The 26,496-nt window shown below is 63.7% G+C and carries 34 protein-coding genes; 18 read left to right on the top strand and 16 right to left on the bottom strand.

The window, feature by feature from the left end:
• Positions 1 to 11: 11 nt before the first annotated feature.
• Positions 12 to 617: a TetR family transcriptional regulator gene (locus tag CO731_RS12290; protein WP_108607343.1), complete on the bottom strand. Its 606-nt coding sequence runs from the start codon at positions 615 to 617 to the stop codon at positions 12 to 14.
• Between the two features lie 367 nt (positions 618 to 984).
• Between CO731_RS12290 and CO731_RS12285 the strand changes: the two genes are divergently transcribed.
• Positions 985 to 1,629, top strand: coding sequence for a DUF1326 domain-containing protein (locus CO731_RS12285; RefSeq protein WP_108607342.1), 645 nt, complete (start codon positions 985 to 987; stop codon positions 1,627 to 1,629).
• Positions 1,626 to 2,441: a DUF2182 domain-containing protein gene (locus CO731_RS12280; protein WP_108607341.1), complete on the top strand. Its 816-nt coding sequence runs from the start codon at positions 1,626 to 1,628 to the stop codon at positions 2,439 to 2,441. Before CO731_RS12285 ends, CO731_RS12280 begins: the two co-directional genes overlap by 4 nt.
• On the opposite strand, the gene CO731_RS12275 is transcribed toward CO731_RS12280, so the two are convergent.
• The 5 genes from CO731_RS12275 to gfa form a co-directional block, all read right to left on the bottom strand.
• Positions 2,438 to 2,965 carry a GNAT family N-acetyltransferase gene (locus CO731_RS12275; protein WP_108607340.1) on the bottom strand — a complete coding sequence of 176 codons (528 nt, stop codon included), beginning with the start codon at positions 2,963 to 2,965 and terminating at the stop codon, positions 2,438 to 2,440. The two genes, CO731_RS12280 and CO731_RS12275, sit on opposite strands and share 4 nt — an antisense overlap.
• Positions 2,966 to 2,971: 6 nt before the next feature.
• Positions 2,972 to 3,544: an XRE family transcriptional regulator gene (locus CO731_RS12270; protein WP_108607339.1), complete on the bottom strand. Its 573-nt coding sequence runs from the start codon at positions 3,542 to 3,544 to the stop codon at positions 2,972 to 2,974.
• Between the two features lie 104 nt (positions 3,545 to 3,648).
• A complete protein-coding gene (locus CO731_RS12265) occupies positions 3,649 to 4,299 on the bottom strand; it encodes a 50S ribosomal protein L11 methyltransferase (protein WP_108607338.1) in 651 nt (216 codons plus the stop codon).
• 162 nt (positions 4,300 to 4,461) lie between these two features.
• Positions 4,462 to 4,755, bottom strand: coding sequence for a GYD domain-containing protein (locus CO731_RS12260; protein WP_108607337.1), 294 nt, complete (start codon positions 4,753 to 4,755; stop codon positions 4,462 to 4,464).
• A gap of 164 nt (positions 4,756 to 4,919) precedes the next feature.
• Positions 4,920 to 5,492 (bottom strand): S-(hydroxymethyl)glutathione synthase, encoded by a 573-nt coding sequence (gfa, locus tag CO731_RS12255; protein ID WP_108607336.1) that lies wholly within the window; start codon positions 5,490 to 5,492, stop codon positions 4,920 to 4,922.
• 296 nt (positions 5,493 to 5,788) lie between these two features.
• Here gfa and CO731_RS12250 point away from each other — a divergent pair, with 296 nt between their 5' ends.
• Positions 5,789 to 6,157, top strand: a complete 369-nt coding sequence (locus tag CO731_RS12250; RefSeq protein ID WP_108607335.1) for a hypothetical protein — start codon at positions 5,789 to 5,791, stop codon at positions 6,155 to 6,157.
• A gap of 52 nt (positions 6,158 to 6,209) precedes the next feature.
• On the opposite strand, the gene CO731_RS12245 is transcribed toward CO731_RS12250, so the two are convergent.
• A complete protein-coding gene (locus CO731_RS12245; protein ID WP_108607334.1) occupies positions 6,210 to 6,659 on the bottom strand; it encodes a Kazal-type serine protease inhibitor domain-containing protein in 450 nt (149 codons plus the stop codon).
• A gap of 435 nt (positions 6,660 to 7,094) precedes the next feature.
• Here CO731_RS12245 and CO731_RS12240 point away from each other — a divergent pair, with 435 nt between their 5' ends.
• The 4 genes from CO731_RS12240 to CO731_RS12225 all read left to right on the top strand — a co-directional run bounded on the left by CO731_RS12240 (position 7,095) and on the right by CO731_RS12225 (position 8,954).
• Complete coding sequence (locus CO731_RS12240) at positions 7,095 to 7,307, top strand: cold-shock protein (RefSeq protein WP_006202520.1); 213 nt, start codon at positions 7,095 to 7,097, stop codon at positions 7,305 to 7,307.
• A gap of 207 nt (positions 7,308 to 7,514) precedes the next feature.
• On the top strand, positions 7,515 to 7,925 hold the full coding sequence (locus CO731_RS12235; protein WP_108607333.1) for a hypothetical protein: 411 nt from the start codon (positions 7,515 to 7,517) through the stop codon (positions 7,923 to 7,925).
• A gap of 181 nt (positions 7,926 to 8,106) precedes the next feature.
• A complete protein-coding gene (locus CO731_RS12230) occupies positions 8,107 to 8,319 on the top strand; it encodes a cold-shock protein (protein WP_018428999.1) in 213 nt (70 codons plus the stop codon).
• A gap of 206 nt (positions 8,320 to 8,525) precedes the next feature.
• A complete protein-coding gene (locus tag CO731_RS12225; protein WP_108607332.1) occupies positions 8,526 to 8,954 on the top strand; it encodes a BA14K family protein in 429 nt (142 codons plus the stop codon).
• 135 nt (positions 8,955 to 9,089) lie between these two features.
• On the opposite strand, the gene CO731_RS12220 is transcribed toward CO731_RS12225, so the two are convergent.
• The 3 genes from CO731_RS12220 to CO731_RS12210 all read right to left on the bottom strand — a co-directional run bounded on the left by CO731_RS12220 (position 9,090) and on the right by CO731_RS12210 (position 11,303).
• Complete coding sequence (locus tag CO731_RS12220) at positions 9,090 to 9,731, bottom strand: MBL fold metallo-hydrolase (protein WP_108607331.1); 642 nt, start codon at positions 9,729 to 9,731, stop codon at positions 9,090 to 9,092.
• A gap of 236 nt (positions 9,732 to 9,967) precedes the next feature.
• Entirely contained in the window at positions 9,968 to 10,258 is a 291-nt protein-coding gene (locus CO731_RS12215; protein ID WP_108607330.1) for a hypothetical protein, read from the bottom strand.
• 151 nt (positions 10,259 to 10,409) lie between these two features.
• A complete protein-coding gene (locus CO731_RS12210) occupies positions 10,410 to 11,303 on the bottom strand; it encodes a branched-chain amino acid aminotransferase (RefSeq protein ID WP_108607329.1) in 894 nt (297 codons plus the stop codon).
• Positions 11,304 to 11,542: 239 nt separating this feature from the next.
• Here CO731_RS12210 and CO731_RS12205 point away from each other — a divergent pair, with 239 nt between their 5' ends.
• The 4 genes from CO731_RS12205 (at position 11,543) to CO731_RS12190 (ending at position 14,990) form a co-directional block, all read left to right on the top strand.
• Complete coding sequence (locus CO731_RS12205; protein WP_055970444.1) at positions 11,543 to 12,073, top strand: MarR family winged helix-turn-helix transcriptional regulator; 531 nt, start codon at positions 11,543 to 11,545, stop codon at positions 12,071 to 12,073.
• Positions 12,063 to 12,782 (top strand): response regulator transcription factor, encoded by a 720-nt coding sequence (locus CO731_RS12200; protein WP_108607328.1) that lies wholly within the window; start codon positions 12,063 to 12,065, stop codon positions 12,780 to 12,782. Before CO731_RS12205 ends, CO731_RS12200 begins: the two co-directional genes overlap by 11 nt.
• A gap of 129 nt (positions 12,783 to 12,911) precedes the next feature.
• Positions 12,912 to 13,151 carry a hypothetical protein gene (locus CO731_RS12195; protein ID WP_108607327.1) on the top strand — a complete coding sequence of 80 codons (240 nt, stop codon included), beginning with the start codon at positions 12,912 to 12,914 and terminating at the stop codon, positions 13,149 to 13,151.
• Between the two features lie 426 nt (positions 13,152 to 13,577).
• On the top strand, positions 13,578 to 14,990 hold the full coding sequence (locus CO731_RS12190; RefSeq protein ID WP_108607326.1) for an ATP-binding protein: 1,413 nt from the start codon (positions 13,578 to 13,580) through the stop codon (positions 14,988 to 14,990).
• A gap of 7 nt (positions 14,991 to 14,997) precedes the next feature.
• Here the strand turns inward: CO731_RS12190 and CO731_RS12185 are convergent, their stop codons facing one another.
• The 3 genes from CO731_RS12185 to CO731_RS12175 form a co-directional block, all read right to left on the bottom strand.
• Positions 14,998 to 15,654, bottom strand: coding sequence for a methionine ABC transporter permease (locus CO731_RS12185; protein ID WP_108609796.1), 657 nt, complete (start codon positions 15,652 to 15,654; stop codon positions 14,998 to 15,000).
• The gene (locus tag CO731_RS12180) at positions 15,635 to 16,720 is read right to left on the bottom strand and encodes a methionine ABC transporter ATP-binding protein (RefSeq protein ID WP_108607325.1); all 1,086 of its coding nucleotides are present in this window, start codon (positions 16,718 to 16,720) and stop codon (positions 15,635 to 15,637) included. Before CO731_RS12180 ends, CO731_RS12185 begins: the two co-directional genes overlap by 20 nt.
• 69 nt (positions 16,721 to 16,789) lie before the next feature.
• A complete protein-coding gene (locus tag CO731_RS12175; RefSeq protein ID WP_108607324.1) occupies positions 16,790 to 17,638 on the bottom strand; it encodes a MetQ/NlpA family lipoprotein in 849 nt (282 codons plus the stop codon).
• A 300-nt stretch (positions 17,639 to 17,938) separates the two neighbouring features.
• On the opposite strand from CO731_RS12175, the gene CO731_RS12170 reads away from it, so the two are divergent.
• Positions 17,939 to 18,943, top strand: coding sequence for a glycosyltransferase family 1 protein (locus CO731_RS12170; RefSeq protein ID WP_108607323.1), 1,005 nt, complete (start codon positions 17,939 to 17,941; stop codon positions 18,941 to 18,943).
• 151 nt (positions 18,944 to 19,094) lie between these two features.
• Here CO731_RS12170 and CO731_RS12165 read toward each other — a convergent pair whose 3' ends face one another.
• The 3 genes from CO731_RS12165 to CO731_RS12155 all read right to left on the bottom strand — a co-directional run bounded on the left by CO731_RS12165 (position 19,095) and on the right by CO731_RS12155 (position 20,599).
• A complete protein-coding gene (locus CO731_RS12165; RefSeq protein WP_108607322.1) occupies positions 19,095 to 19,454 on the bottom strand; it encodes a tRNA-binding protein in 360 nt (119 codons plus the stop codon).
• Between the two features lie 9 nt (positions 19,455 to 19,463).
• Positions 19,464 to 19,964, bottom strand: coding sequence for a YbjN domain-containing protein (locus CO731_RS12160; RefSeq protein ID WP_055970456.1), 501 nt, complete (start codon positions 19,962 to 19,964; stop codon positions 19,464 to 19,466).
• Between the two features lie 320 nt (positions 19,965 to 20,284).
• Positions 20,285 to 20,599 (bottom strand): accessory factor UbiK family protein, encoded by a 315-nt coding sequence (locus CO731_RS12155; RefSeq protein ID WP_108607321.1) that lies wholly within the window; start codon positions 20,597 to 20,599, stop codon positions 20,285 to 20,287.
• Between the two features lie 202 nt (positions 20,600 to 20,801).
• Between CO731_RS12155 and lgt the strand changes: the two genes are divergently transcribed.
• The 6 genes from lgt (at position 20,802) to CO731_RS12125 (ending at position 26,469) form a co-directional block, all read left to right on the top strand.
• A complete protein-coding gene (gene lgt, locus CO731_RS12150; RefSeq protein WP_108607320.1) occupies positions 20,802 to 21,656 on the top strand; it encodes a prolipoprotein diacylglyceryl transferase in 855 nt (284 codons plus the stop codon).
• Complete coding sequence (locus tag CO731_RS12145; RefSeq protein WP_108609795.1) at positions 21,653 to 22,732, top strand: class I SAM-dependent methyltransferase; 1,080 nt, start codon at positions 21,653 to 21,655, stop codon at positions 22,730 to 22,732. Before lgt ends, CO731_RS12145 begins: the two co-directional genes overlap by 4 nt.
• Positions 22,733 to 22,838: 106 nt before the next feature.
• Entirely contained in the window at positions 22,839 to 23,630 is a 792-nt protein-coding gene (pgeF, locus tag CO731_RS12140) for a peptidoglycan editing factor PgeF (RefSeq protein ID WP_108607319.1), read from the top strand.
• A 4-nt stretch (positions 23,631 to 23,634) separates the two neighbouring features.
• Complete coding sequence (locus CO731_RS12135; RefSeq protein ID WP_108607318.1) at positions 23,635 to 24,786, top strand: Xaa-Pro peptidase family protein; 1,152 nt, start codon at positions 23,635 to 23,637, stop codon at positions 24,784 to 24,786.
• A gap of 43 nt (positions 24,787 to 24,829) precedes the next feature.
• Complete coding sequence (locus CO731_RS12130; protein ID WP_108607317.1) at positions 24,830 to 25,420, top strand: hypothetical protein; 591 nt, start codon at positions 24,830 to 24,832, stop codon at positions 25,418 to 25,420.
• A 113-nt stretch (positions 25,421 to 25,533) separates the two neighbouring features.
• Positions 25,534 to 26,469 carry a ribose-phosphate pyrophosphokinase gene (locus CO731_RS12125; RefSeq protein ID WP_108607316.1) on the top strand — a complete coding sequence of 312 codons (936 nt, stop codon included), beginning with the start codon at positions 25,534 to 25,536 and terminating at the stop codon, positions 26,467 to 26,469.
• Positions 26,470 to 26,496: the final 27 nt, after the last annotated feature.

The following is a 26,496-nucleotide window of genomic DNA, read 5'->3' as shown; positions in this document are numbered from 1 at the left end:
TCGGCCGCTTGTTACTTCAGCGCCCTCAGGGCGTATTCCGTTAGTTCCTCGAACGTCGCGCGGTTCGGTTTGTTGACGCACTGCGACACCATCTGCGGGTGGCACAGTGTCGCCGTTGCAGCACCGAAGCAGCGCGCGGCAATCTGCGGATCCTGCTTGGAGAACTCGCCGGCGGCGATGCCCTGCGCGATGACTTCCGCAATCAGGTCGTGCAGCCGGTCAATGTGCTTTTCAATGACGTGCCAGTCGCGCTCCAGCGCGACGACGACCATCTCATGCACCTTTTCCTGGTCGAGCATGGTCTCGACGGTCAGGTTGTGCTGGGCATAGATGAAGCGGCGCAAACGATCGCTGGCGCTGCCTTCAGCACGCAGGATTTCGCAGGCCATCTGGTAGACCGCACCGAGCATACGGCCGCAGATCGCCTGGTGGATTTCGACCTTGGAGGCGAAGAACCGGTAGATATTGGCCGGCGACATGCCGAGGTCGCGGGCAATGTCGGCCACATTGGTCTTGGTGTAGCCGTAGTGCCTGAACAGCCGCTCGGCGGAATCGAGGATGCGCCCGACAGTCTCCTGTCGCGCTAGATCCACGGGGCTTTCAGCAACGTCGTTCATGTTCAGGTCGCTCGATTTTACGACTGACGAATTTCTAATTTCGTCAGTCGTAAAACTTTATTCGTCTTCCGTCAATCCGCTGCACTGCAAAAACTGACATAAGCTGCCATCTGGCAGGAACCCGGGAGCCCGTTGCGCCCGCGCACTGGCCTTCGAGCTTCGTTGTATGGCGATGCAGTCCTTGGGCGTCACACCGGGAAATTGGCGAGGCGGCAATCGCTCCTTAGGCCGGTTATGGAGACCGCCGATTTCTGCTACACTACGTGGCTTCTGGGGACGGTGCCGAACGTTCCGGCGTGGCTATTCCAGCTACCTGGGACGAACCCGCAAACGACTTGCCGAGACTTGCAAACGCAAGGAGGTGAAGATGTCGGCCGTCAAATGGACCATCAAGGGACGTGAATTCCTGCATTGCAACTGCGCCTATGGCTGCCCCTGCCAGTTCAATGCGCTCCCCACCCAAGGCCACTGCCGCGCCATCGGCGCGATCGATATCGAGCAGGGTCATCATGGCACCACCAAGCTCGACGGGTTGCGCATCGCCATGATCGTGGCCTGGCCAGGCGCGATCCATCACGGCCACGGCCAGGTTGTTGCGATCGTCGACGAACGGGCGACGCCGGAGCAACGGGAAGCGCTGCTCAGGATCATGACGGGTGAGGACACCGAACCCGGCGCGACATTCTTCCAGGTCTTTTCGACGACCTTCGAGAAGGTCCACGACCCGGTCTTTGCCAAGATCGACATCCAGGTCGACATCGACGGGCGCACCGCGCGTGTGAACATTCCCGGCGTCATGGAGGCCCGCGGCGAGCCGATCCTGAACCCGGTGACATCAGAGGCCCATCGGGCACGCATCAACCTTCCCAACGGCTTCGAATACACCGTCGCCGAAGTCGGTCGCGGCTGGGTCAAGACGTCAGGCGCGATCGAGCTCGATCTCAAGGATTCGCATGCGCATTTCGCCCGGATGCACATGACTGAAAGCGGGGTTGTCCGCCCGACTCAATGAGCGCCACTCGCCTCGAACTCCTGTTGAAGCGAGATCGGGCGGTCGTCCTGGCCGCCATCGTGGCCATTGCCGCGCTGGCATGGGCCTATGTGGCCTGGCTCGCTGCGAACATGGGAGCAGCGCCTTCAGGCACTGACATGCCCGGGATGGACATGCCTGGAATGGACATGGGCGGCACGCTCGCCCCTGCCCTGCGGGGCTGGAGCGTCGGCGACTTCGCCTTCATGTTCGCCATGTGGGCAATCATGATGATCGGCATGATGTTGCCCTCCGTGGCGCCCATGCTGCTTGTCTATGCCGGCGTGGGGCGCCAGGCCGGCTCACAGGGCAAGCCCTTCGCCGCGACCGCTTGGTTCGCCGCCGGCTACCTGCTGGCCTGGGTTGCCTTTTCCATGATTGCCACATCTGCTCAATGGATGCTGGAAAGCGTCCTGCTGCTGACGCCTATGACGGGCCTCGGCACAAGGATTGGCGGCGTCGTGCTCATCGCGGCCGGCATCTACCAGTGCACACCGCTCAAGGACGTCTGCCTGTCGACCTGCCAGAGCCCGATGCAGTTCATCATGCGCCATGGCGGCTTCCGCTCCGATCCCCGCAGTGCGATCAATCTCGGGGTCGAGCACGGCACCTACTGCATCGGATGCTGTTGGGCACTGATGGCGATCCTGTTCGTCGTCGGCATCATGAACCTGCTCTGGGTCGCAGCAATCGCCGCTTTCATCCTGCTGGAAAAAATCATCGTTCCTGGCCGCCTGCTGTCGCGCGCGGCAGGCGCCGTCCTGATCGGCGCCGGCGTCTGGATGCTGCTCTAGAGCGTCTTGTACATGATCGTCGTCGGATCGAGACGATCCCCGCCCATCGGATCGCGGGCGAAGCCTGGGATGACGCCGACAGTCCGGTAGCCCAGCGCTGTATAGAGCGGTTCGGCATTGTCGCCGGTACGCGTGTCCAGCGTCATCAGGCTGCGTCCCAATTCCCGCGCCCGCACCTCGAGTTCTTTCATCAGCAGTTGCGCGATGCCCTGGCGACGGAAGCCGGGATGCACCATCAGCTTGTTGACGTCGGCACGGTGCGGCTGGTTGGGCATGGTATCGCAGCCGAGCTGGACGGTGCCGGCGATCCTGTCGTCCTTGCTTGCCACCAGCATGAACCGCGTCCCCTCGCGCACCCCGGGCAGCACCTTGCCTGTCCAGAACGCCTCGGCCTCGGCATGCGAATAGGGCAACACGAAGCCGATGCTTGCGCCGTCATGTACGCAGGCGTGCAGGAGTGCCCCCAACGCGCCGAGGTGGCTTTCGATGTCGTCGGCGGAAAAGGTCGTGATGACGACGGTCATGATGCCTCACACGATAAACAGGAGATACTTCGCGCCCATCTCTTCAGGCGTGGCAAAGGCGCTCGGCCCGAACAGCTGGTAGCGCAGGCAGTCGCCGGCACCGAGTTCGTGCGTCCTGCCGTCAACCGTCACGGCCAGCCGCCCGGTGACAAGAAGCAGATGGTGCTCGAGGCCCGGCCGTGGCGGCGCGTCGTAGCTTATCCTCACGTCCGAATCGAGCTCACACTCCAACGCCTCCCCGGCCAGCGTCTGCGCCGGCGGCGAGATCGAACGTCGACGAAAACCGATTTCGGGGTCCGACCAGGTGGCCTGCACGTCGCGGCGCACGACCGGCGCGAACTCGCCTTCGACCATGTGCATCAGCCGCGACATCGTCAGCCCATAGGCGGCACAGAGCTTGCCGAGCACGCTGGCGGTCGGGCTGACCTCGGCGTTTTCCAGCCGCGACAGCGTTGCCCGGCTGACGCCGCTGCGCTTGGCCAGTTCGTCCAGCGACCAGCCGCGCTCGGCCCGCAACGACCGCAGCCGCTGGGCGATACGCCGGTCGATGCCGGTTTCATCGAGGAGTGAACTTTCCATATATGAGAAATATTCTCACAACAGGGATGAAGTCAAGATAGCGCTCACATCGCGTCGTTCGTCATCCACTGCGCTCATCTTCCGGAATGAAGGGCGAAGGGCCTTTACCCGAACGAAAACACAGCGCTCGGCTTCAACGCCACCGCACTGCCTGTACCGACATCGGCCACCGCATGTTCGGCGACCAGCCTCAGCCGCGTATGCGGCAGGTGCGCGCGGCCGGGGTCGCCGACCAGCACGTCGATGCCTTGGACCACGCATCGGTCGAGGAAGGCGGTGACGCGGCTTGCAAGATCGGCGGCGTAAAAAAGATCGCCGACCAGGATCAGGTCGACATCCGGCGCCGCGCCACCGGTCAGGTCGGCGGCCGCTGTGCTGACATGCACATCGTTGAACTCGGCATTGAGGCGGATCGCAGCGACGCCGTTGCGGTCGGTCTCGGCCGCCAGCACCGACCGTGCCCCCGCTTTCGCCGCAGCGATGCCGACCAGTCCCGAGCCGGCGCCCAGGTCGAGCACGCGCCGCCCCCGCACCGTCTCCGGCCGGTCGAGGATGTGACGGGCAAGCACCAGCCCGCCGGCCCACTGGTAAGCCCAGTAGGGGGGCGCCGGATCCTCGCCTGCTTCGTCCGCATCGGCAGCAAGCCGCCACAGCCCGCTTGCCGGATGGGCACTGTAGAGACGGATCTCGGGCACCGAGGGCACTGTGGCGATGCGCATGTTGGCCCGGATGAATTCCGCCGGATCCGGATGCATCTCGTGTGTTGAGTTTTGACGATTCAAAGTCCGTTCCCACGCCGCGCGCTTGACTGCTGCGCACAATGGCCGACTTCGCGTCCAGCGCAAGCCCGCCTCTGGCGTCGATCGGGACAGAAGCCCGGCAAGCACCGGGGCTCCCGTCCCGCATGGGGAACGAAATCAAGCCATCTTGGCTATGATCTGGCGCATCTCTCCAGCGTCGAACGCCTTGAGTGTCTGGGCTCTGACATTGCCGAGTTCCGATATCGACAGGCTAAGCGCTGTCGCGGTCAAGTCATCGGGCGCCTCGGCAATGCTGATCACGTCGTATTTGCCGAGCGTCCACAACAGCGTGTGCACCTTGGCTCCACCCTTTTCCGCCATCGCCCTGAATGCGTCGGCCCGCTTCGTCGTGTCCCGTACGCTGCGAGCCCCTTGGTCAGTAAAGTTCACCAGGAAAACGTAATATGCCATTTCGACCTCCCTCGATTGCGGAGGCGTGCGGGCGCATCTGGCGTTGCCGCCGTTTCTCCCGTCCGCACGATAGCACGGATCGTCTGGCGATCATGTAGACGGAAGGGCGGCCTGGCATAGGCTTTACGAGCTAAGGCCGCCCTTCCCCCTTGGCTGCGGCTGGGTCAGCTCTTCAGCACACCCGACTTCTTCGCCACCCAGGTGGCGATGTAGTCCATCAGCGCGGGCGACAGGCAATCATAGGGCTCGAGGCCGAGTTCCTTCAGCCGGGCACGCACGCCATCCATTTCGGAGGGATTGACCCCGGCCTCGATGATCGACGAGACGAAGGCAGCAAAGCCCGGTTCGGCCCAGCCTGCTTCCTGGAAACGCTCGGGATGGATAAAGTCGAGGCCTTTGAAGGCGTGGTCGCGCTCAACCGGGCCGTACATATGCACGCCGCAGCCCTTGCAGGCGTGGCGCAGGATCAGTGCGCTTGGGTCGACCACGGCGAGTTTGTCGCCGTTTTCCAGAACGGTGACGTTTTCATGGGCCGTGACGGCCACCACCGAAAACCTGGCGCCGTCGGGCTTCCAGCACTTGGTGCAGCCGCAGGCGTGGTTGTGGGCAACCTGTCCCTTGATCGCCACCTTCACCGGGCGGTCGGCGCAGGCGCAAACCAGCGTGCCGCCGCTGAAGCTGGCGCTGCCCGGTTTGACGCCGCCATCGAGTGCTGGATGTATCGATACTGAAGCCATGACCTGTTCCTCCCAGTTGTGGCGTCCGCCCGGACGCCGTCAAACGCTATGCGGCAGAACTCTATTCGGCTGGTCCCATACGATACATGTCGCGGAGGCTTTTGTGCATATCCGCCGTTCCGATCCGGTCGGACAGTTGTGGCATGAAACGGGCCTTCGCCCGAACCTGCCGGCAAGCAGCAAGAAAGCGGTAACCCTGCCAAGGCGAAATGGCTTCACGGCCACCGCAAGCCATTGAAGTTAGCTGCGCGCAGCGCAATCTGCTGGCTGGTTGTGCCACCCCAAGGAGAAGCCGGATGAAATTCCTGGCCGTTTCGCTCGCCACTTTGTTGGCAGCAGCGATCTTGCCTGCCTCTGCCGCGCCGCTTTCGACGCCGTTCCAGCCGGCGATCGTTGGCCTCGTCTTCAAAGTCGGCGGCTGCCACGAAGACGTGCGTGACTCGTATATCCCCGAGATCGGCCGGCGCGCGTCGCACTACCACGAGCACGACAGTTGCCGGCCGGTGCTGGTCGGCGGCCGGCAGCAACCCGCGCGCCGATCAGCGGACTGCCACCGCGATGTGCGTACGCACCGCGTCGATGGCATCGTCTTGCGCCATCGCCATGTCGGCGACGATTGCCGCGTGCGCGAAGTCAGGCGCGCAAACGACTTTTCGCCGAACTGATCCTAATGGGACCAGCCTCCCTGCGCCGACAGCCGGGAGGCTGGCCGCTGTTCTAGCAGGGGCCGTTGTCGACGACGCGGAAGCCGGCGGAATCAGCCTCGCAGGCATTGGGGAACGTACGCAAGGAACCGCCGCGCTGGCCGCAGACCGGCCGGTATTCCCTGGTGCAGAATTGCTGGTTGCCGCCCCCGCCGCCATTCCAGCCACCGCCACCGCCGTTCCAGCCGCCGTCGCCGCCACCGCCACGGCACTCGCCGCCGCGGATGATGCGGTAGCCGGCGGCCTCCGCCATGCAGGAGTTTGCGAAGGTCTGGCGATCATTTCCCCGCCGCGCGCAGACCGGATCATATTCGCGCGTGCAGAACTGAGGTCCGGGCTCCGGACGCGGCGGCCGCGGGCCGGGCCCAGGCCCCTCTTCCACCACCACGCAGGATGCGAGCATCAGCGACAGCAACGAGGCGACCGTTGCTCTTCGCGCAAAGGTCTTTGCCGAAAACACCATGGAATTAGCTCCCTCTCGTTCCCGCCTCTGCGGGAATTGTTTCAGCCCCTGCCCCGATCCTCGCGATTCTGTCAACGAAAGCAATCCGTCAAGGGCGAACTGCCCCATCAGACGCGGCAATCTGGCCAATGGCTGTTTTCAGAATGTCGTATATTGATGCGACGCTGCGAAGTGCCATCGGCCATTGGCCGCGACATCTTGCAACCTACGCGTTTCCATGCAATATCACATCCAGTTCGGGCGTTTGCTGACCCGGAGACTGGAACGTTTTGCACGACCCTTTCCCCGATACTGTGAATCTCTGACGACCCCGTGACTCGGCGGGGGGTTTTTATCGTGCGCGAATGCATGACCGCCAAGCAAAACCACCGACTTGCCGCCGACGCCAGGCGGCTGGCAGGTCCAGACCACTGAACGGGTGAAGGAGTTCTCCCAATGGCCCAGACCGGTACCGTAAAATTCTTCAACGCAACCAAAGGCTTCGGCTTCATTACGCCGGATGGCGGCGCCAAGGACGTTTTCGTCCACATCTCCGCTATCGAGGCTTCCGGCCTGCGCACGCTCGTCGATGGCCAGAAGGTCACCTTCGACGTCGAGCCTGACCGCATGGGCAAGGGTCCCAAGGCGGTCAACCTCCGCGCGGCTTAAGCCAAGCAAGGTTGCAGTTGTGATTGAAGGGCGCGATGGGCAACCGTCGCGCCCTTTCCTTTTCGTCCATACAATTCCGAATATCACTCGGCCAATCAAGGAGATAGCAGCGCCTGCGCGGCTCGCCACGGTCTGGCGAGGCCGTGACAATCATGGCATATTCCTACGCCGGGAGCTGAAACCGCCCCGCCCTGGAGGAGGCCGACGATGAAATTCCTGAATGCTCTGAGCGCGGCGCTGCTTGTTGCAGGCCTGGGCTACGGCGGCCCCGCTGCGGCCATGCCGACAAGTGACATGCCGCAAGCCGGCCCCGGCCTGCTGGTCCAGGTCCGTGGCTGCCACGGCGATCCCCAGCGCCACTTCGTTCCGCAATTCGGCCGTACCGAATGGCATGTCCACCGGCGGCCCGACTGCCGGCCGGTCCGAGTCCGCCCGCCGATCCAGGTGCGCGACTGCCACCGCGATGTTCGCCGGCACTTCCTGCCGCGCTACGGCAACGTGCCCCACCGCCATATCGGCCCCAACTGCCGCGTACGGGTCTACAGCAGGTTCGATCCGCACCGCCCACGGCCACCTTCTTGCATCCAGATCGGGCCGATCCGCTACTGCGAATACTGAGCCGGAAAACGTCGCCCAGGCACCGCTGAAAGCCGTGTTTTTGCGGGCCAGGCGCCGCTTTCGGGCGGCGCCGGAGAGCAAAACTTTTGCTTGCCGATGGCCCAAAAATGAACGACAAATTTCCACTTCGGGCATTTGCCGGCCCGAAGAACTGGAATTGATGGGATCAGAGGAGTTTCCCATGCCGCAGACCGGCACCGTCAAGTTCTTCAATCATGCCAAAGGCTTCGGCTTCATCACGCCGGACGACGGGGCGAAGGATGTCTTCGTCCACATCTCGGCTGTGCAGGCGTCAGGCCTTCCCGGTCTTGAGGATGGGCAGAAGGTTTCTTTCGACACCGAGCCGGACAAGCGCGGCAAGGGCCCGAAGGCAGTCAATCTGACCGTAGGCTGAGAGCCCGCGATCCGGGCCGGGCTTGAGCACCGGCCACATTTGCGCAGCAGTGCCTGACGCCGCGCCGCATGGCGTCTGTCGGCTTCGATCGGCTCGAATGTTTCGCCGAAAGTCTGTTCAGGCTGCGTTCAGCCTCGGTCCCCTAGACATGTTGTCGACGCTCATTTCCTGCCTCGATACGGGCCGGACGGCGAAGGAGACCCGACATGAACCGCACCATCAAGACCCTCGTCCTTTCGGCAGCCGTTGCCGCCACCACGCTCGCCACCCTGCCGGTGGCCGAGGCCGGTGAGCGCTGGCGCCGCCACAACCGCCACGACAACACCGGCGCGATCGTCGCCGCCGGCGCGCTTGGCCTGATCGCCGGTGCGGTCATCGCCGGCAATGGCAACCGTTCGCAGCCGGTCTACGACGACTATTACGACTACGAGCCGCAGCCGCGCCGCGTCTATCGCGAGGACTATTACCGCCCTGCCCCGGTGCAGCGCCGCGTGGTCTACCGCAACAGCTACGCAATCGAGCCGTGGAGCCCGGAATGGTACAGCTACTGCTCGGATCGGTACCGCAGCTTCAAGCCGCGCAGCGGCACCTTCACCGGCTATGACGGGCTGGAGCATTTCTGCACCGCCAACTAACGTTCACGGGCTTCGTCGAACGGCCTTCCCTGCCCGGCCGTTCGAAAGCAGCCCGACGCGACGACAATAACAAACGGCACCAGCCTTGCGGTTGGCGCCGTTTTTCATTTCGCGCCGGTCGGGACACCCGCGGTCTCAGACCAGATAGGGATTGCTCCGGCGCTCGTCACCGAAACGGCTGCCGGGCCCGTGACCGCAGATGAAGCCGATCTCGTCGCCGAGCGGCAAGAGCTTCTCCTTGATCGAGCGGATCAGCGTCGCATGGTCGCCGCCATAGAGGTCCGTGCGGCCGACCGAGCCCTGGAACAGCACGTCGCCGACATGGGCGAACTTTGCCTCGCGATTGTAGTAGACGACGTGGCCGGGCGCGTGGCCAGGGCAGTGCAGCACCTCGAACACATGGCTGCCGAACGAGACCGTCTCGCCTTCGGTCAGGAACCGGTCGGGCACGCAATTGCGCACCGAGCCGCCCATGCCGAATTTCTGCGCCTGCGTGACGAGGTTGTCGAGCAGCGGCTTGTCGGCCTCATGCGGTCCGATGATGTCGACGCCGAGCGCGTCCTTGAGCTCCATCGCCCCGCCGGCATGGTCGATATGGCCGTGCGTCAGCCAGATGGCCGTGATGTTGATGCCGTTATCCTTGAGCACCGAAAGGATGGTGTCGACGTCCCCGCCCGGATCGACGACGACGCCGGTCTTGTCTTCGGTGTCGAAGAGGATCGTGCAATTCTGCTGGAAGGGCGTGACCGGCACGATCCCGGCATTGAGCTGTCCCATGGCTGTCCTTTCTGATCTTTGCCCCGACATAGTGCATGACCCCGAAAATCGGAATGGATTTTCGGAAAGGATCATGCACCAATTCAATATTTACAGCGTCCTTTGCGCGTCCAATTGGATGCGCGGCGCTGTTGGGTCAGTCGCGACATTCGTCCACAGCGATCAGCCTGGCAGCCTCTGTCAAAAATGAAATGGGCGGCCGCAGCCGCCCAATCCGAATTCCGTCTGAAACGCTTTTACTTCTTCATCGCGCCCATGACGGCGCCAACGATCGCCGTCAGGATGGCGCCGCCGCCTGCGCCGCCGACCACGTCGCCAAGGATGCCGCTGAGCGCGCCGGCGGTTGCCGGATCAGCAGCGCCGCCAAGGAGACTGCCGAGGATCTGGCCGCCTGCAATACCACCGACGCCGCCTGCGATCAGCTTCGTCACCTGCCCCATCGCAGCTGTCTTGATCGCCGCGCCGACGGCCTGTCCACCGATTACGCCGGTTACAATCTGTATGATGATCGGAAGAAGCGATTCCATAACAATTCCCTCCAAATTGCATGCCGGCCCTCAGTCTGCCGACGTCAACATGAGACGCTGAAATCGGCGAATGTCAAATGCGCCACGAGGCAAGCAAAAGGGGCGGTCCGAAAACCGCCCCCTTGCAATCCTTAGCTATTGTATTTGCTGGTTATTCCGCAGCAATGGCATGCTTGGGCTGAACCGCTGCCGAATAGTCGTTCATCAGCGTCTTGGCGATTTCGCCGACCTCGAATCGGTACTGGCCGATCTCCGAAACCGGCGTCACTTCGGCTGCCGTGCCGGACAGGAAGCACTGCTCGAAGCCTGCCAGTTCTTCCGGCATGATGGCGCGTTCGATCACCTCGATGCCGCGATCCTTGGCAAGCCCGATCACCGTGCGGCGGGTGATGCCGTCGAGGAAGCAATCCGGCGTCGGCGTGTGGACCTTGCCGTCCTTGACGAAGAAGATGTTGGCGCCGGTCGCCTCGGCGACCTGGCCGCGCCAGTCGAGCATCATCGCATCGGCATAACCCTTGGCCTCGGCCGCATGCTTGGACAGCGTGCAGATCATGTAGAGGCCGGCCGCCTTCGACTTCGAAGGTGCTGTGCGCGGGTCGGGACGGCGCCATTCGGCGATGTCGAGGCGGATGCCCTTCAGCTTCTGCGCCGGGTCGAAATAGCTCGGCCACTGCCAGATGGCGACGGCAACGTTGATGCGGTTCTTGTGGGCGGCGACGCCCATTTCCTCGCTGCCGCGCCAGGCGATCGGGCGCACATAGGCGTCCTTGAAGCCCTGCTTCTTCAGCAGCTCGCGGCAGGCATCGTCGATCACGTCCACCGAATAGGGAATGGTGAAGCCAAGGAGCCGGGCCGATTCATGCAGGCGCTCGGTGTGCTCCGTCAGCTTGAAGATCTCGCCGCCATAGGCGCGTTCGCCTTCGAACACCGCGCTTGCATAGTGCAGGCCATGGGTTAGTACGTGAATCTTGGCGTCGGCCCATTGGACGAACTCGCCGTTCATCCAGATGAAGCCATCGAGTTGGTCGAAAGGAACGGATGCCATGGTAAACCTTCCCGCAGGCGGGAGCCTGCCTATCGTTTCGTATCGTTCTTAATGGCCCGTAAGGGGCCTGCTGGATAAAGCGTAGGCGGGCTAGAATACCAAAGCAAACTCACGATGTTTCGGAAAAAACCACCGTACCTTGCCTTTTCATTCGCAATCCGCCGAAAAGCTTGGCAAAAATTACCATCGCACCTAATTTATGTCAACAGTGCTGACATAAATTGACGAGCAGGAACTCTATGGCACAACGCAGCGGCGCAGCCGCCCAACCGATCCGAACCGCAGTGACGGCCGACGACGGCATCGACTTCTCGATCATCGAGTTGCTTTACTTCGCCTATCGCGATTTCACTTCGGACCCGGATCAGATACTTGCCGAGTACGGTTTCGGTCGTGCGCACCACCGCGTGCTGCACTTCGTCAACCGCATGCCGGGGCTGACCGTCGCCGAGTTGCTCGACGTGCTGAAGATCACCAAGCAGAGCCTTGCGCGGGTTCTCAAGCAGCTGATCGATGCGGGCTATATCGTCCAGGTCCAGGGTCCGCGCGACCGCCGTCAGCGCGAGCTTTATCCCACGCCGAAAGGCCGGACGCTGACCCTGGCGCTGGCGCGGCCACAGTCACGCCGCATCGATGCGGCACTGGAGGGCGCGGGAGAGACCGAACGCGCCTGGATCGAACGATTCCTCAAGGCGATGGTCAATCCCGAATTAAGGGCGCAGATTGATCATCTGCCCGGAAACACGCCGGGGAAAGACCATGGAGAATAACGACAAGACGGCCAATCCGGCCACGCTGGGCGATGATGCTCCGCACCTGCTCGTGGTCGACGACGACACGCGCATCCGAAACCTGCTCAAGCAATACCTGACCGAGAACGGCTTTCGCGTGACGGTCGCCGGCAATGCCGACGAGGCACGCCGCAAGCTGGCGGGCCTCGACTTCGACCTTCTCATCCTCGACGTGATGATGCCGGGCGAGACCGGCGTCGAACTGACCAGATCGCTGCGCGACCAGAAGGACGTGCCGATCCTGATGCTGACCGCACTTTCCGAGACAGACAGCCGCATCACCGGCCTGGAGGCCGGCGCCGACGACTACCTGCCCAAGCCATTCGACCCGCGCGAGCTGATCCTCAGGATCAACAACATCCTGCGCCGAGGCGGGCCGGCAACGACGCCGAAGGTCGAGCAGCTGGTGTTCGGCCCCTACACCTTCCAGATCGCGCGCCGCGAACTCAAGCGTGGCGGCGAAGCCCTCAAGCTGACCGACCGCGAACAGGAAATCCTTGCCATCTTTGCCGCGCGCGCCGGCGAGACCATCCCCCGCCACGAGTTGGTGACCGGCGATTCCGAAGTCGGCGAGCGCACCATCGACGTCCAGATCAATCGCCTGCGGCGCAAGATCGAGCGCGACCCGGCCAACCCCGTCTGGCTGCAGACGGTGCGCGGCATCGGCTATCGGCTGAGCGTGGAATAACGGTCTCCAGCCTGCGCAGCGAACCTTCCGAGCATCGGCCGGTTGTTGAGACCGGCCCCTCCATTGTAGTATCGCGCGCGCCGGCGACAGACGTGCCGCATTCCGCGGCCCGGCATGGGAGAAACAGCCATGTTACGCGCAATTACGCTTGCATTTGCCCTGTCAGTCTTTCCAGCAACCGCTTTCGCCAATTCCTGCCCGAGCATCATGGCTGCGATCGACGCAGCGCTGCCCGCTTCGACACTCGCGGAGGCGGACATGACAAAGGTCAAGGAGTTGCGCACCAAGGGCGAGCAACTGCATGCCGCCGGAGATCACGCCGGATCGGAGGCTGCGCTCAACGAAGCCAAGACGTTGCTCGGCATCTAAGCGACCGCTTCGTCGTCCTCGTTCATCCTCCAGGCGCCGCTGCAAAGGCGACGCCTGGCCCGGATTTGCCGTGCGCGGCTCGGCTCGTGGCCTGCGAAAACCCTCGGCCAAGCCGCCGGCACCGGCTACAACCCGCGGTGCCGCGCCCGCTTGGACGCGGGACGCCGGGGCGTGCCTTGATCATCTCCACGCAAGTGACCCGACATAGTGTCGGCGCAGTTCCCGTCAATCGTCTTTCGGCGACGACGAACGGCCTGACATTTGGAAACTCAAGAAAAATCCCTATGTTTTCAGCACGGGACAACGCAACGTTTGACAACGTAAGCTGTTGAACTTCAAAGACAGTTTCAGAACTGTCGAGCGTGCACTAGGATCAACGCAGGCCGAGCGGGACGAAGTCCGGCTGGCGGCGAAACGGAAGGGCGGATGGCAACCACCGACATGGAAGGGCCCGGCGGAGGCGGTATCGGCACACGTGCATGGCGTGCGCTGACGGCCGTGCCGAGAAGCTGGAACCGCTTCTGGCGGCGGGTTGCGCTCTACATGCCGAAGCGGCTCTACGCCCGCTCCCTGCTCATCGTCATCACCCCGATGATCCTCTTGCAGTCGGTCGTCGCCTTCGTCTTCATGGAGCGCCACTGGCAGACGGTGACGGTGCGCCTGTCGCAAGCGGTGACCCGCGACATTGCCGGCATCATCGACCTGCTCGACACCTTCCCGCAGCCGGAGAACTACGCCCAGATCATCCGCATCGCCCAGGAGCGCATGCTGCTGAAGATCGACCTGCTGCCGCCCGAACCGCTACCCCCGCCCGGCCCCAAACCGTTCTTCTCCATTCTCGACCAGGCGCTCTCAACTGAAATCCGCAGGCAGATCAACAAGCCGTTCTGGCTCGATACGGTCGGCAACTCGAACGTCGTCGAAGTGCGCGTCCAGCTCGACGACAAGGTGCTGCGCATCTTCGTTCGCCGCAGCCAGGCCTACGCCTCGAACACCCACATCTTCCTGTTGTGGATGGTCGGCACCTCGCTGGTGCTGCTGACCATCGCCATCCCCTTCCTGCGCAACCAGATCCGCCCGATCCTGCAACTGACCGAGGCGGCGGAGAGCTTCGGCAAGGGGCGGCCGATGCCTGCGAATTTCCGTCCGCGCGGTGCCGAGGAAGTGCGCCGCGCCGGCTTTGCCTTCATCCAGATGCGCGAGCGCATCGAGCGCCAGATCGACCAGCGTACAGCGATGCTGACCGGTGTCAGCCACGACCTTCGCACTATCCTGACCCGCTTCAAGCTGCAGCTTGCGCTGTCGGGCAACAAGATCGATCGCGAGGCTCTGAGCCAGGACATCGACGACATGCAGTCGATGCTCGAGGCCTATCTCGCCTTCGCCCGCGGCGAGGCGGCCGAGGATCCAGGGCGCTTCGACCTCACCAGTTATCTCGACAAGCTTGGCGAGGAAGCCAAGCTGCGCAAGCGCAAGCTCAAGGTCACGCTGGTCGGCGAGCCCGAAGTGCATGTCCGCCCCAACGCCTTCGCCCGCCTGCTGCAGAACGTCGTCGGCAACGCATTCCGTTATGCCAAGGAAGTCGAGGTCAAGGCCGTCCATGACCGCGGCATGCTGGTGGTCATGGTTGACGACAACGGCCCCGGCATCCCGGAAGAGAAGCGCGAAGAGGTGTTCAAGCCGTTCTATCGCCTCGATGAGGCGCGCAACCTCGATTCGACCGGCACCGGGCTCGGGCTGGCGGTCGCCCGCGACATCGCCCGCAGCCATGGCGGCGACATCAAGTTGAGCGACAGCCCGCTTGGCGGCCTGCGCGCCATGATCCGCGTGCCGGCCTGACCGGGCTTCAGCCGCGCCGGTCGAGCCGCGTCACCAGCCTGTCGCCGACCCATTGGATGCCGCAGACGAGCACGATGAGCACGATCACCACTGCAACCATCACCGCCGTCTCGAAACGCTGGTAGCCGTAGCGGATGGCGAGGTCGCCGAGACCGCCGGCACCGATCGCGCCCGCCATGGCCGAGGCGCCGACCAACGTCACCAAAGTGACGGTGAAGCCGGCGACGATGCCCGGCAGCGCTTCCGGCACCAGCACCTCGCGGATGATCGCCCAGCGGCCGCCGCCCATGGCGCGCACGGCCTCGATCAGGCCACGGTCGACCTCACGCAACGACACTTCGGCGATGCGCGCATAGTAAGGCGTCGCGGCAATCGCCAGCGGCACGATCGCCGCCCAGGTGCCGATCGAGGTGCCTACGATAAGCCGCGTCAGCGGAATCAGCGCGACGAGCAGGATGATGAAGGGCACCGAGCGGAAGCCGTTGACGATGCCGCCGAGGATACGGTTCAGCCACAGTTGCTCGGCGATGCCACCGCGATCCGTGGCGACAAGCGCCAGGCCGAGCGGCAGGCCGAAGACCAGCGAGATCAGGCCCGATGCCGCCGTCATCAGCACCGTTTCCCAAAGCGAGCGCAGGAGAAGTTCAAACATCATCGGTGACATGACCAAGCACCTCGACCCGGGCGCCCCGGGCATTGAGAAAATCGACGACTTCGGCGAGACGGCCGACCGGTGTCGCAGCACCGAGGAAAAGCGTTCCGACCGGCTCGCCCTGGATGTGGTCGATGCCGCCATGGACAAGGCGGTAGCGGCCGGGAACGGCCGCCGCGAGTTCCTGCAGCAGCGGACGCCGCGCCGCCTCTCCTGCAATGTCGATGCGCAGGATCGCCTCGCGCCCTGAACGCGCCAAGCGTCCGGCGATCGCTGCGGGCAGTTGCGGCCGGATGCCGCCGAGCAGGCTGCGCGTCACCTCCGACTGCGCGTCGGCAAAGACGGACCACACCGCCCCCTCCTCGATGATGCGGCCGGCATCGAGAACGGCGATGCGGTCGGCAATGGTGCGGATCACGTCCATTTCGTGAGTGATCAGCAGGATCGTCAGACCGAGCTTCTGGTTGATGTCCTTGAGCAGCGAAAGGATCGAGCGCGTCGTCTCGGGATCGAGCGCCGACGTCGCCTCGTCGGAGAGCAGCAGCGCCGGACGCGCGGCAAGCGCGCGCGCGATGCCGACGCGCTGCTTCTGCCCGCCGGACAGCGACGCCGGATAGGCCTTGGCCTTGTCGGCGAGGCCGACGAGGTCGAGCAATTCGGCGGCACGGGCGAGCCGCTCGGCCTTCGACCTGCCCTCGATTTTCAGCGGCAGGGCGACATTGTCCTCGACGGTTTTCGCCGACAAGAGGTTGAAGTGCTGGAAAATCATGCCGATGCGACGGCGCAGCGGCTGCAGATCGCGCTCGCTCAACCCGGTGATCTCGCGCCCCTCGACCAAGATCTGCCCGGCGTCGGGACGCTCCAGCCCGTTGAGGCAGCGGATCAGTGTCGACTTGCCAGCGCCGCTACGGCCGATGATGCCGAGGATCTCGCCCTTGCGCACCGTCAGCGACACGCCGTCGACCGCCGGCGTCCGGCCGAACCGACGCTTGAGGTCGACAATGCGCACGACATCGCCGGCGGGCGCAACATCGCCAGGCGGCAACGTCGCGGCGGCGGAACTGAAATGCTGGTTCATGAAATCTCCCCGCAAAGCGGAAGGCGGCCCGCCATGAGCGAGCCGCCTGTTGTCGATGGCCGCTCGCGCTCAGTAGGCGGCGACGCCGGTGCCCTTGTAGACGCGGTCGAACTCGGCCTTGACCGTCTCGTTCTGGTAGGCGGCGACCAGCTTCTTGACCCAAGCCTCGTTCTCGTCGCCGGTCTTGACCGCGATGAAGTTGCGGTAGGGATTGTCGGCCACGGGTTCCTGGGCAATGCGGTTGTCGGCGCTCAGTCCACTCTTCAGCGCCCAGTCGGTGTTGACGACAGCGGCGTCGAGGTCCTCGACCGAACGGCCGACGATGCCGGCGTCGAGTTCCTTGATCTCGAACTTCTTCGGATTGTCGACGACATCAGTGACGGTCGCCAGGATTCCGGTCCCGTCCTTGAGCTTGATCAGACCGGCATCGGCCAGCACCCGCAGCGCCCGGCCTTCGTTGGACGGATCGTTGGGCACGCCAATGACCGCCGCTTCCGGCAGGTCCTCGATCTTGGCGTGCTTCTTGGAGTAGAGGCCGATCGGCCACAGCCCGGTATAGCCCACCGGGGTGATGTGGTAGCCCTGGGTCTTGATCTGGTTGTCGAGATAGGGCTGGTGCTGGAAGGCGTTGGCGTCGATCTCGCCGCGCTCCAGCGCCTCGTTCGGCTGGGTGTAGTCGTTGAAGACGACCGTCTCGACGGTCAGGCCCTGCTTGGCCGCCTCGGCCTTGACCACGCGCCAGACATCCTCGTCCTCGCCGGAGATGATGCCGACCTTGATCGCGGACTTGTCCTCGGCGAAGGCCTGGTGCGGGACGGTGAAGCTGATGACGGTAACGACGGAGGCGAAAAGGGCTGCAAAGGCCGTGCGCCGGCTGATCGCGTTGCGGTGGGAAATCGAATTGATGGTCTCGGTCATTTCGGTGTCTCGCTGAGAGCCGCTGGGAGGATGGCTCGCTCCGCGACATGCGAAGCTTGGCCATATCCTCGGCAAACGCCCCCGCTTCGACAAAGGATCGGATTTCGCGCCGAGCGCGTGGGCAGGAAAATCGTCTCAAAGAAAATGCTTGTTCGGGCAGAAGCAACCTCGTCTTCGCAACTGCGAGAAGGACGGGACGTCATCGGCGTGTCATGCCAATCTGCTCAAAGGCGGCCGCATCGAACGGGAAGCTCGCCGATTCCTGGCTGATCGAGATACGGGCAACAGGGAAGACATCTCTTGCGCATCCTGATGGTCACCGACGCCTGGAAACCGCAGATCAACGGCGTCGTGCACACCCTCGAGCGGCTCGCCGAAACGCTTGGCGCCTTTGGTGCCGAGGCCGACTTCCTGACGCCGAACATCTTCCGCACCTTGCCGATGCCGACCTATCCCGACATCCGTCTCGCGCTGACCACGCCCGGGAATGTCGCCCGCATCATCGAGCAGCGTCGGCCCGATCATATCCACATCGTCACCGAAGGGCCGCTCGGCATGATGGCGCGACGCTATTGCCGAGCCAACGGCCGCCCCTTCACCACCAGCTACCACACGCGTTTTCCCGAATATGTCAGCGCCCGCCTGCCGCTGCCCGAAAGCTGGACCTACGGCCTGCTACGGAACTTCCACAATTCCGGCCAGGGCTGCATGGTGGCGACGAAGTCGCTCGCCGACGACCTCGCGTCACGCGGTTTCGAGAAGCTGAGGCCTTGGACACGCGGCGTCGACATCAACCACTTCCACCCCGGCAAGAAGGTCGATCTCGACCTGCCCCGACCGATATTCCTCTGCGTCGGCCGCATCGCGGTGGAAAAGAACCTGCCCGCATTCCTCGACCTCGACTTGCCCGGCTCCAAGGTGCTGGTCGGCGACGGGCCCGAGATCGAACGGCTGAAGGCAAAGTACCCCGAAGCGCATTTCCTCGGCCGGCGCCCGAGCGACGAACTGGCCGAAATCTATGCCTCGGCCGACGTCTTCGTCTTCCCCAGCCGCACCGACACCTTCGGCAATGTCATCATCGAAGCGCTGGCCAGCGGCACGCCTGTTGCCGCTTATCCAGTCACGGGCCCGATCGACATCGTCGGCGACGGTGTCGGCGGCGTAGTTTCGGAGGACTTGCAGCAAGCCGCGCTCGCCGCGCTCAAGGTCGACCGCGCCGAAGCGCGCAAACGCGCCATGCGCTACACCTGGACGGCCTGTGCCGAGATGTTCCTGGACAATGTGAAGGCGGCGTACACCGCGTAGACGGCCAGGACACGTCGACAATTCAGGTCAGGCCGAGTCGAAAATGGTGAGTTCCGAGAACCGGAACGGAGCGCACATTTGGGTACGTGAGTACCGGAAGCGCAGGAAATCGCCATTTGCAGGCCGGCATCACCCTGAATTGCGGCGTGTCCTAAAACAGGCGGCCGCCGTCGGGAACCTTGCGCTCGATGGCGCCGAGCACGACGTCGCCTTCGGCATCCGGGAAGCCGAGGGTCAGCACTTCCGACATGAACGGCCCGATCTGGCGCGGCGGGAAATTGACCACGGCAAACACCTGCCGGCCCAGAAGCGTCTCCGGCGCATAATATTTGGTGATCTGCGCCGAGGATTTCTTGATACCGATCCCAGCGCCGAAATCGATCTTCAGCTTGAACGCCGGTTTGCGCGCCTCGGGAAACGGCTCGACCTCGACGATCGTGCCGGTGCGGATGTCGACTTTGTCGAAGTCGGCAAAGTTGATTTCGGGCTTGCGCTCGTTGTGCGAACTCATGCGGCAGTCTCAGGCGTTTCCGTGCGTCTCGAACAGCACGCTTGCCAGCGCGTCCTTGGCCGAGGTGCCCGACCAGACGACGAACTGGAACGCCTGGAAGTAGCATTCGCAGGCTTCGAGCGCCGAAGACAACAGCACCTCGACCTGCTGGCTGGTCGGCTCGACGCCGCCGGCGAGCAGCAGCGACTGGCGGAACATGATTGCGCCCTCCTGCTCCCACAGGTCGAAATGACCGAACAGCATCTGCTCGTTGATCAGCGACAGCAGCCGCAGGATTTCCAGCGTACGGCTTTCCGGCACCTTGATGTCGAAGGCGCAGGCCAAGTGCAGGGCCTCGAAGTCTTCCATCCAAGAGAAGGAAATCTGGTAGTCGGTCCAGTTGCCGACGACAGAGATCGAGATTTCGTCGTCGCCGGCACGCTCGAATGACCAGTCGTTGTTGTGAGCCACCTGCTCGATAACATCCACCGGATGGATTTCGCGCGAGAACTCGAGTTCGAGAAGTTCCATAAATGCTTCCTGTCGTTCCGGGAGCGCCATCGCGCTCCGCGCAAAGGGCACACACGACGAACAAACTTATTCTTGAACTCGGACGACCAGCGCTGCCGGACTCAATACCCCCCAGCCGGACCGCGCCATCCGGTGCGTGACCCCGCTAAGAATCATGCAACAAATTCAGTGTATTGATCAGGAGTCGCGTGAACAGCCCAATTTTTCGCACTGCCGCATTCGGGTGTGGAAACTGGCTGCGGCGCACATTCATCAAGCGCCGGTAAGCGATTCACGACAAAGCACTTTTTCGGATGGCGCTTTGTGGAAAAGTTAACGAATTATTTCTTTGTACGAGGCTTCGGCGACGCCGCCGGTGAGGCCTTGCCGGCATCTTCGCCGCCAAGGGCTGCGAGCTTCGACTCGAGTGCCTCGATGCGGACGGCCATCGCCTTGTTCTCGGCGCGCGCCTTGATCGCCATGTCGCGGACGGCTTCGAACTCCTCGCGCTGCACCAGCTCAAGCGTATTCATCGCCCGTTCGGCTTGCGAACGGAACGCGGTCTCGACCTCGCGCTTGACGCCCTGCGCGGCACCCGCGGCATCGGTCATCAGCTTGGCAAACTCATCCAGGATGCGGTTCGGTCCGGTCGTCATGGCAAACCCTCGCGTTGTCCATTCGACGTAGTAGGGCAAGGCACAGATTGCAAGGATATCGTGACCTGCGGCGACAGCCAAACGCCGCGGCAAAAAATGCCGGCTTGCCAACAATGACATCTCGGTGAGCGGCTGCCCCCTGCCTTGACCCTGCCAAAGGGCTGCCGCATGGTCCGCGCCACCGCTTCGACCGGAGATAGAATTGACTGAATATCTTGCCCTGCCTCTGGCAGCCCTGTCCTTTCCGAACATCGATCCGGTCATCGTCCAGATCGGGCCGCTCGCCATTCACTGGTACGGGCTGGGTTATGTCGTCGGCATCCTGTTTGCCTGGTGGTATGGCAAGCGGCTTGTGACCAACACCCGCCTGTGGCCGAACGGCATCCTGCCGATGAAGCCAGAAGCCCTCGACGACTTCCTGGTCTGGGCTGCGGCCGGCGTCGTGCTTGGCGGCCGCATCGGCTACATCCTGTTTTACGACCTCGCTCGCTACATCTCCAATCCGCTCGACATACTCGCCGTCTGGCAAGGCGGCATGTCGTTCCATGGCGGCCTGCTCGGCGTGACGATCGCCATGTTCCTGTTCGCCCGCAAGCACGGCATCCTTGTCTGGTCTCTGATCGACGTGGTTGCCGCCGGAGTGCCGGTCGGCCTGGGGCTCGTTCGTGTCGCCAACTTCATCAATTCCGAGCTGTGGGGGCGGGTCACAGACGTGCCCTGGGCGGTCGAGTTTCCCACCGGAGGACCGTTCCTGCGTCATCCAAGCCAGATCTACGAAGCCCTGCTCGAAGGCCTGGTGCTGTTCCTCGTGCTGCGCTTCCTTACCCACTCCAGGCAGAAGCTCAAGACGCCGCGCTTCGTCGCCGGCGCCTTCGTCTGCGGTTACGGCCTGTCGCGCATCATCGTCGAGTTCTTCCGCGAACCCGACCAGCAGATCGGCTACCTCCTCGGCGGCTGGCTGACCATGGGCATGGTGCTGTCGGTGCCGATGGTGCTGATCGGGGTATGGGCGATGCTGTCGGCCAAACCGGTGACCCAAGCCGCAAAGCCGGCATGACCGCGCTCAAGCAGCGCATTTCAAACCTGATCGCCGCATCGGGGCCGATTGGTATCGCCGACTACATGGCGCTGTGCCTGTTCGACCCCGCGGACGGCTACTACACCACGCGTGAACCCTTCGGTGCGGTCGGCGACTTCACCACCGCGCCAGAGATCAGCCAGATGTTCGGCGAACTCGTCGCCGTCTGGCTTTACGCGGCCTGGCAGGCCGCCGGCAGCCCACGAGGTGCGCTGCTCGCCGAGATCGGCCCCGGTCGCGGCACGCTGATGAAGGACATGCTGCGGGTGCTGCAGAAGCTCGACCCGGCCTTCGCCGCCGATGTCGCCATGATCGAGACAAGCCCGCGGCTGCGTAAAGTCCAGAAGCAGACGCTGGCCGCCAGCGGCACGAACATCGCCTGGCACGAAAGCGTCGCCACCCTGCCCCAGGCTCCTTTGTTCATCGTGGGCAACGAGCTGTTCGACGCCATCCCGACGCGCCAGTTCGTCAAGATCGGCGCCGCCTGGCACGAGCGCGCCGTTGGCATCGGCGAGGACGGCGAACTGGCCTTCGTTGCCGGTCCGGCGACCATCGCGGCCGCCTTGCTGCCGAAGGATGCCGAGACGGCTCCCGAAGGCGCGATCTTCGAGTTTGCCCCGGCAAGGACCGCCACCATGGAAGCAATTGCCGAGCGCATCGAAGCCTCGGGCGGTGCCGGCCTGTTCTTCGACTACGGCCACATCGAGCCGGGCATCGGCGACACGCTGCAGGCCCTGCGCAAGCACAAGTATGACGACGTGCTCGCCCATCCCGGCGAAGCGGACCTGACCTCGCATGTCGATTTCGCCGCTCTTGCCACTGCCGCCCGCCTGCACGGTCTCGACGCGCATATGGCGGCCCAGGGTGAGTTCCTGCTGGCGCTTGGACTGATCGAGCGCGCCGGCAGGCTCGGCGCTTCGGCGGACGCGGCGACGCGCGAAAAGATCGGCGGCGAAGTCGAGCGCCTCGCCGGACCCGATGCCATGGGCACACTGTTCAAGGTGCTCGCGATTGCTTCCGCTGGCACAAAACTTCCCTTCCCCGCCGTCAGTTGACAGCACGCTTGCCGCTGCCCCACTGTCCGCGCTCGCAACAGCAAGGCGGAACGGCGACGCCGCGCCCGGCCTTGACGAAATCGCATGCGGGGATGACAACGCGGCAATGCTGAACGACTCGAAACCGGACCCGATCCGGTCCAACTTGCTCGCCAGCGCGGAGGCCAAAGGCATCCGCCACGGTTATTTCACCCGCATCGGCGGGGTATCCGAAGGCATCTACCAGGGCCTCAACATCGGTGTCGGATCGGACGACGACCAGGTCCGCGTGGCCGAGAATCGCCGCCGCGTCGCCAGCTGGATGGGCGTTGCGGCAGACCATCTGCTCAGCCTTTACCAGGTCCATTCGCCCGATGTGATCGTCGCCACCGGCCCGTTTTCCGGCGACAGGCCCAAGGCCGACGCCATCGTCACCGACCGGCCCGGCATCGCCCTTGGCGCCTCGTCGGCAGATTGCGGACCGGTACTGTTCGCCGATCCTGAGGCGCGCGTCATCGGCGCTGCCCATGCCGGCTGGAAGGGCGCGTTTACCGGTGTGCTCGAAAACACCGTCACTGCCATGGAAGGCCTCGGCGCCAGGCGCGAGCGCATCCTGGCCGTGCTCGGCCCGTCGATCAGTGCTGCCAACTACGAGGTTGGCCCGGAGTTCGTCGCCCGCTTTACCGAGGCCGATGGCGACAATGCGCGCTATTTCGCGCCGACCGAAAACCCCGGTCATTCGATGTTCGACCTCAACCTCTACACCGTCGACAGGCTGCGGCGCGCCGGCGTGACGGCCGAGGCGCTGAACCGCTGCACCTATGCGGAAGAAGACCTCTTCTATTCCTATCGGCGCACCACGCATCGCAAGGAAGCTGATTACGGGCGGCAGATTTCGGCAATTGCACTGGAGGACTGACGGCATGGCGCTGCATTTCGAACGAACCGAATTCGACGCCCGGCGCGACCGGCTGATGATCGAGATGGCCGAAAAGAAGCTCGATGCGGTGCTGCTGTTCGCACAGGAGAGCATGTACTGGCTGACCGGCTACGACACCTTCGGCTTCTGCTTCTTCCAGTCGCTCATCGTCAAGGCCGACGGTTCGATGACGCTGCTGACGCGTTCGGCCGACCTGCGCCAGGCCCGCCACACCTCGATCATTGAAAATATCGTCCTGTGGACCGACCGCGACAACGCCAACCCGACGCTCGACCTGCGCAACCTGCTCAACGATCTCGGCCTGCTCGGCATGCGCATCGGCGTCGAATACGACACGCATGGCCTTACCGCCTTCAACGGCCGCCGCCTCGACGAGCAGCTCCAGACCTTCGGACAGATCGTCGATGCCTCGGGCCTTGTCGGCCGGCTGCGCCTGTTCAAGAGCCCGGCCGAGATCGAAAAGGCCGAAAAGGCCGCCAGCCTCGGCGACGACGCGCTCGACGCGGCGCTGCCGCTGATCAAGCAGGGCGGCGACGAGGCCAAGATCCTGGCCGCCATGCAGGGCGCGATCTTTTCCGGCGGCGGCGACTACCCGGCCAACGAATTCATCATCGGCTCCGGTGCCGATGCCCTGCTCTGCCGCTACAAGTCAGGACGCCGCAAGCTCAACAAGAACGACCAGTTGACGCTCGAATGGGCCGGCGTCTTCAACCATTACCATGCGCCGATGATGCGGACCGCACTGACCGGCAAGATCTCCAAGCGGCACCAGGAGCTCTACGACGCCTCCCTCGACGCATTGCTTGCAGTCGAAAAGGCGATGACGCCGGGCAACACGTTCGGCGACGTCTTCGACGCCCACGCCCGCACACTGGAGGCGCATGGGCTGACCAAGCACCGGCTCAACGCCTGCGGCTATTCGGTCGGCGCGCGATTCACGCCGTCCTGGATGGACATGCCGATGTTCTACCAGGGCAATCCCGAGCCGATCGCGCCCAACATGACCTTGTTCGCCCACATGATCATCATGGATTCGGAAACCGAAACCGCGATGACCCTGGGACGCACCTACCTGACCACCGATTCTTTGCCCAAGCCACTTTCCCGCCATGATCTCGACTTGATCGTGCGATGACTGCGATGAGCGCTGGGGGGCGTTTGCCATGGAGTACAGGCAGATGAAACGTTGGTTTGTGGCCGCGGCAAGCTTGGCCGCGCTCGTCGCACTTTCGGCCTGCAACAGCTCCAAGGACGTGCTCGAGCCCTCGGCCATCGCCCCGACGGACCAGTCGAACGCGCTGGCCAATGCGGAAGGCACGGACGTCGGCGCGCCGACAATCGCCCCCTCTGCCACAGCGCCTGCGCCACTGTCGCCCCAGGCTGCCGCAATCGTCGCAAAGACGCGCGTCCAGTTCGCCCCCATTGTCGGCACCCCGGTCGAGGCGGCAACCCCACTCACCCAGCGGCTCGGCATCCGCGCCCGCGAACGCGGCATCACGCTGGCCGGAAGCACCGACACCACGCCGCCCGGCATCATCATGCGCGGCTATTTCTCCGCCATGACCGAAGGCAAGGATACGACTGTCGTCTATGTCTGGGACGTCTACGACCCGGCAGGCACCCGGCTCCACCGCATCAACGGCCAGCAGACTGCGCCTTCCATCGGCAGCGGCGACGGCTGGCCGGTCGTGGCGCCCGCAACCATGCAGTCGATAGCCGACAGCACCATCGACCAGCTCACCGACTGGCTGGCGGCAAAACCGGGCTGAGCCGCGACATTCCGTTCCAAGATGTCGCTTTTTTGGGATTCAACGGCGAGTCCGCTTGCAATACGGCTCAAGGCCGCTAAAAGCCCGCTCATATTCACTTCCAGGATCGGCGTATGAAACTCTTCGCGGGCAATTCCAACCGGGTGCTAGCAGAAGCTGTCGCTCGCTATCTCAACATTCCCCTGGGCAAGGCCAGCGTCAGGCGCTTCGCCGACCAGGAGATCTTTGTCGAGATTCAAGAGAACGTGCGCGGCGAGGATGTCTTCATCCTCCAGTCGACCTCGTTTCCGACCAACGATCACCTGATGGAACTGCTCATCATGATCGACGCCTTCATGCGCTCGTCGGCACGGCGCATCACGGCGGTCATCCCCTATTTCGGCTACGCCCGGCAGGATCGCCGTGCTTCGGGCCGCACGCCTATCTCGGCCAAGCTGGTCGCCAACATGATCGCCCGCGCCGGCGCCAACCGCGTGCTGACGCTCGACCTGCATGCCGGCCAGATCCAGGGCTTCTTCGACATCCCGACCGACAACCTGTTCTCGGTTCCGGTCATGGCCCGCGACGTCAAGGCCAAGTACAAGCAACTTGGCAACGTCATGGTGGTCTCGCCCGACGTCGGCGGCGTGGTTCGCGCCCGTGCGCTGGCCAAGCGCATCGACGCCCAGCTCGCCATCGTCGACAAGCGCCGCGAGCGCCCCGGTGAATCCGAAGTGATGAACGTCATCGGCGAAGTCCATGGCAAGGACTGCCTGCTGATCGACGACATCGTCGATTCCGGCGGCACGCTGTGCAACGCAGCCGATGCACTGCTGGCCAAAGGCGCCACCAGCGTTACGGCCTACATCACCCACGGCGTGCTTTCAGGCGGTGCTGCTGCCCGCATCGCCGGCTCGCAGCTGCAGGAACTGGTCATCACCGACTCGATCCAGCCGACCCAGTCGGTGATGGACGCCCACAACATTCGCGTCGTCTCGATCGGCGATCTGATCGGCGAAGCGATCTCGCGCACGGCAACCGAAGAATCGGTATCCAGCCTGTTCGACTGAGCCTTCTGCCCCGAGCAAAACCATTTC

This window comes from Aminobacter sp. MSH1 (genome assembly GCF_003071665.1).
GTDB lineage: Bacteria > Pseudomonadota > Alphaproteobacteria > Rhizobiales > Rhizobiaceae > Aminobacter > Aminobacter niigataensis.
Note: the sequence above shows the minus strand (reverse complement) of the source record. Positions and strands in the feature narration are given on the sequence as shown.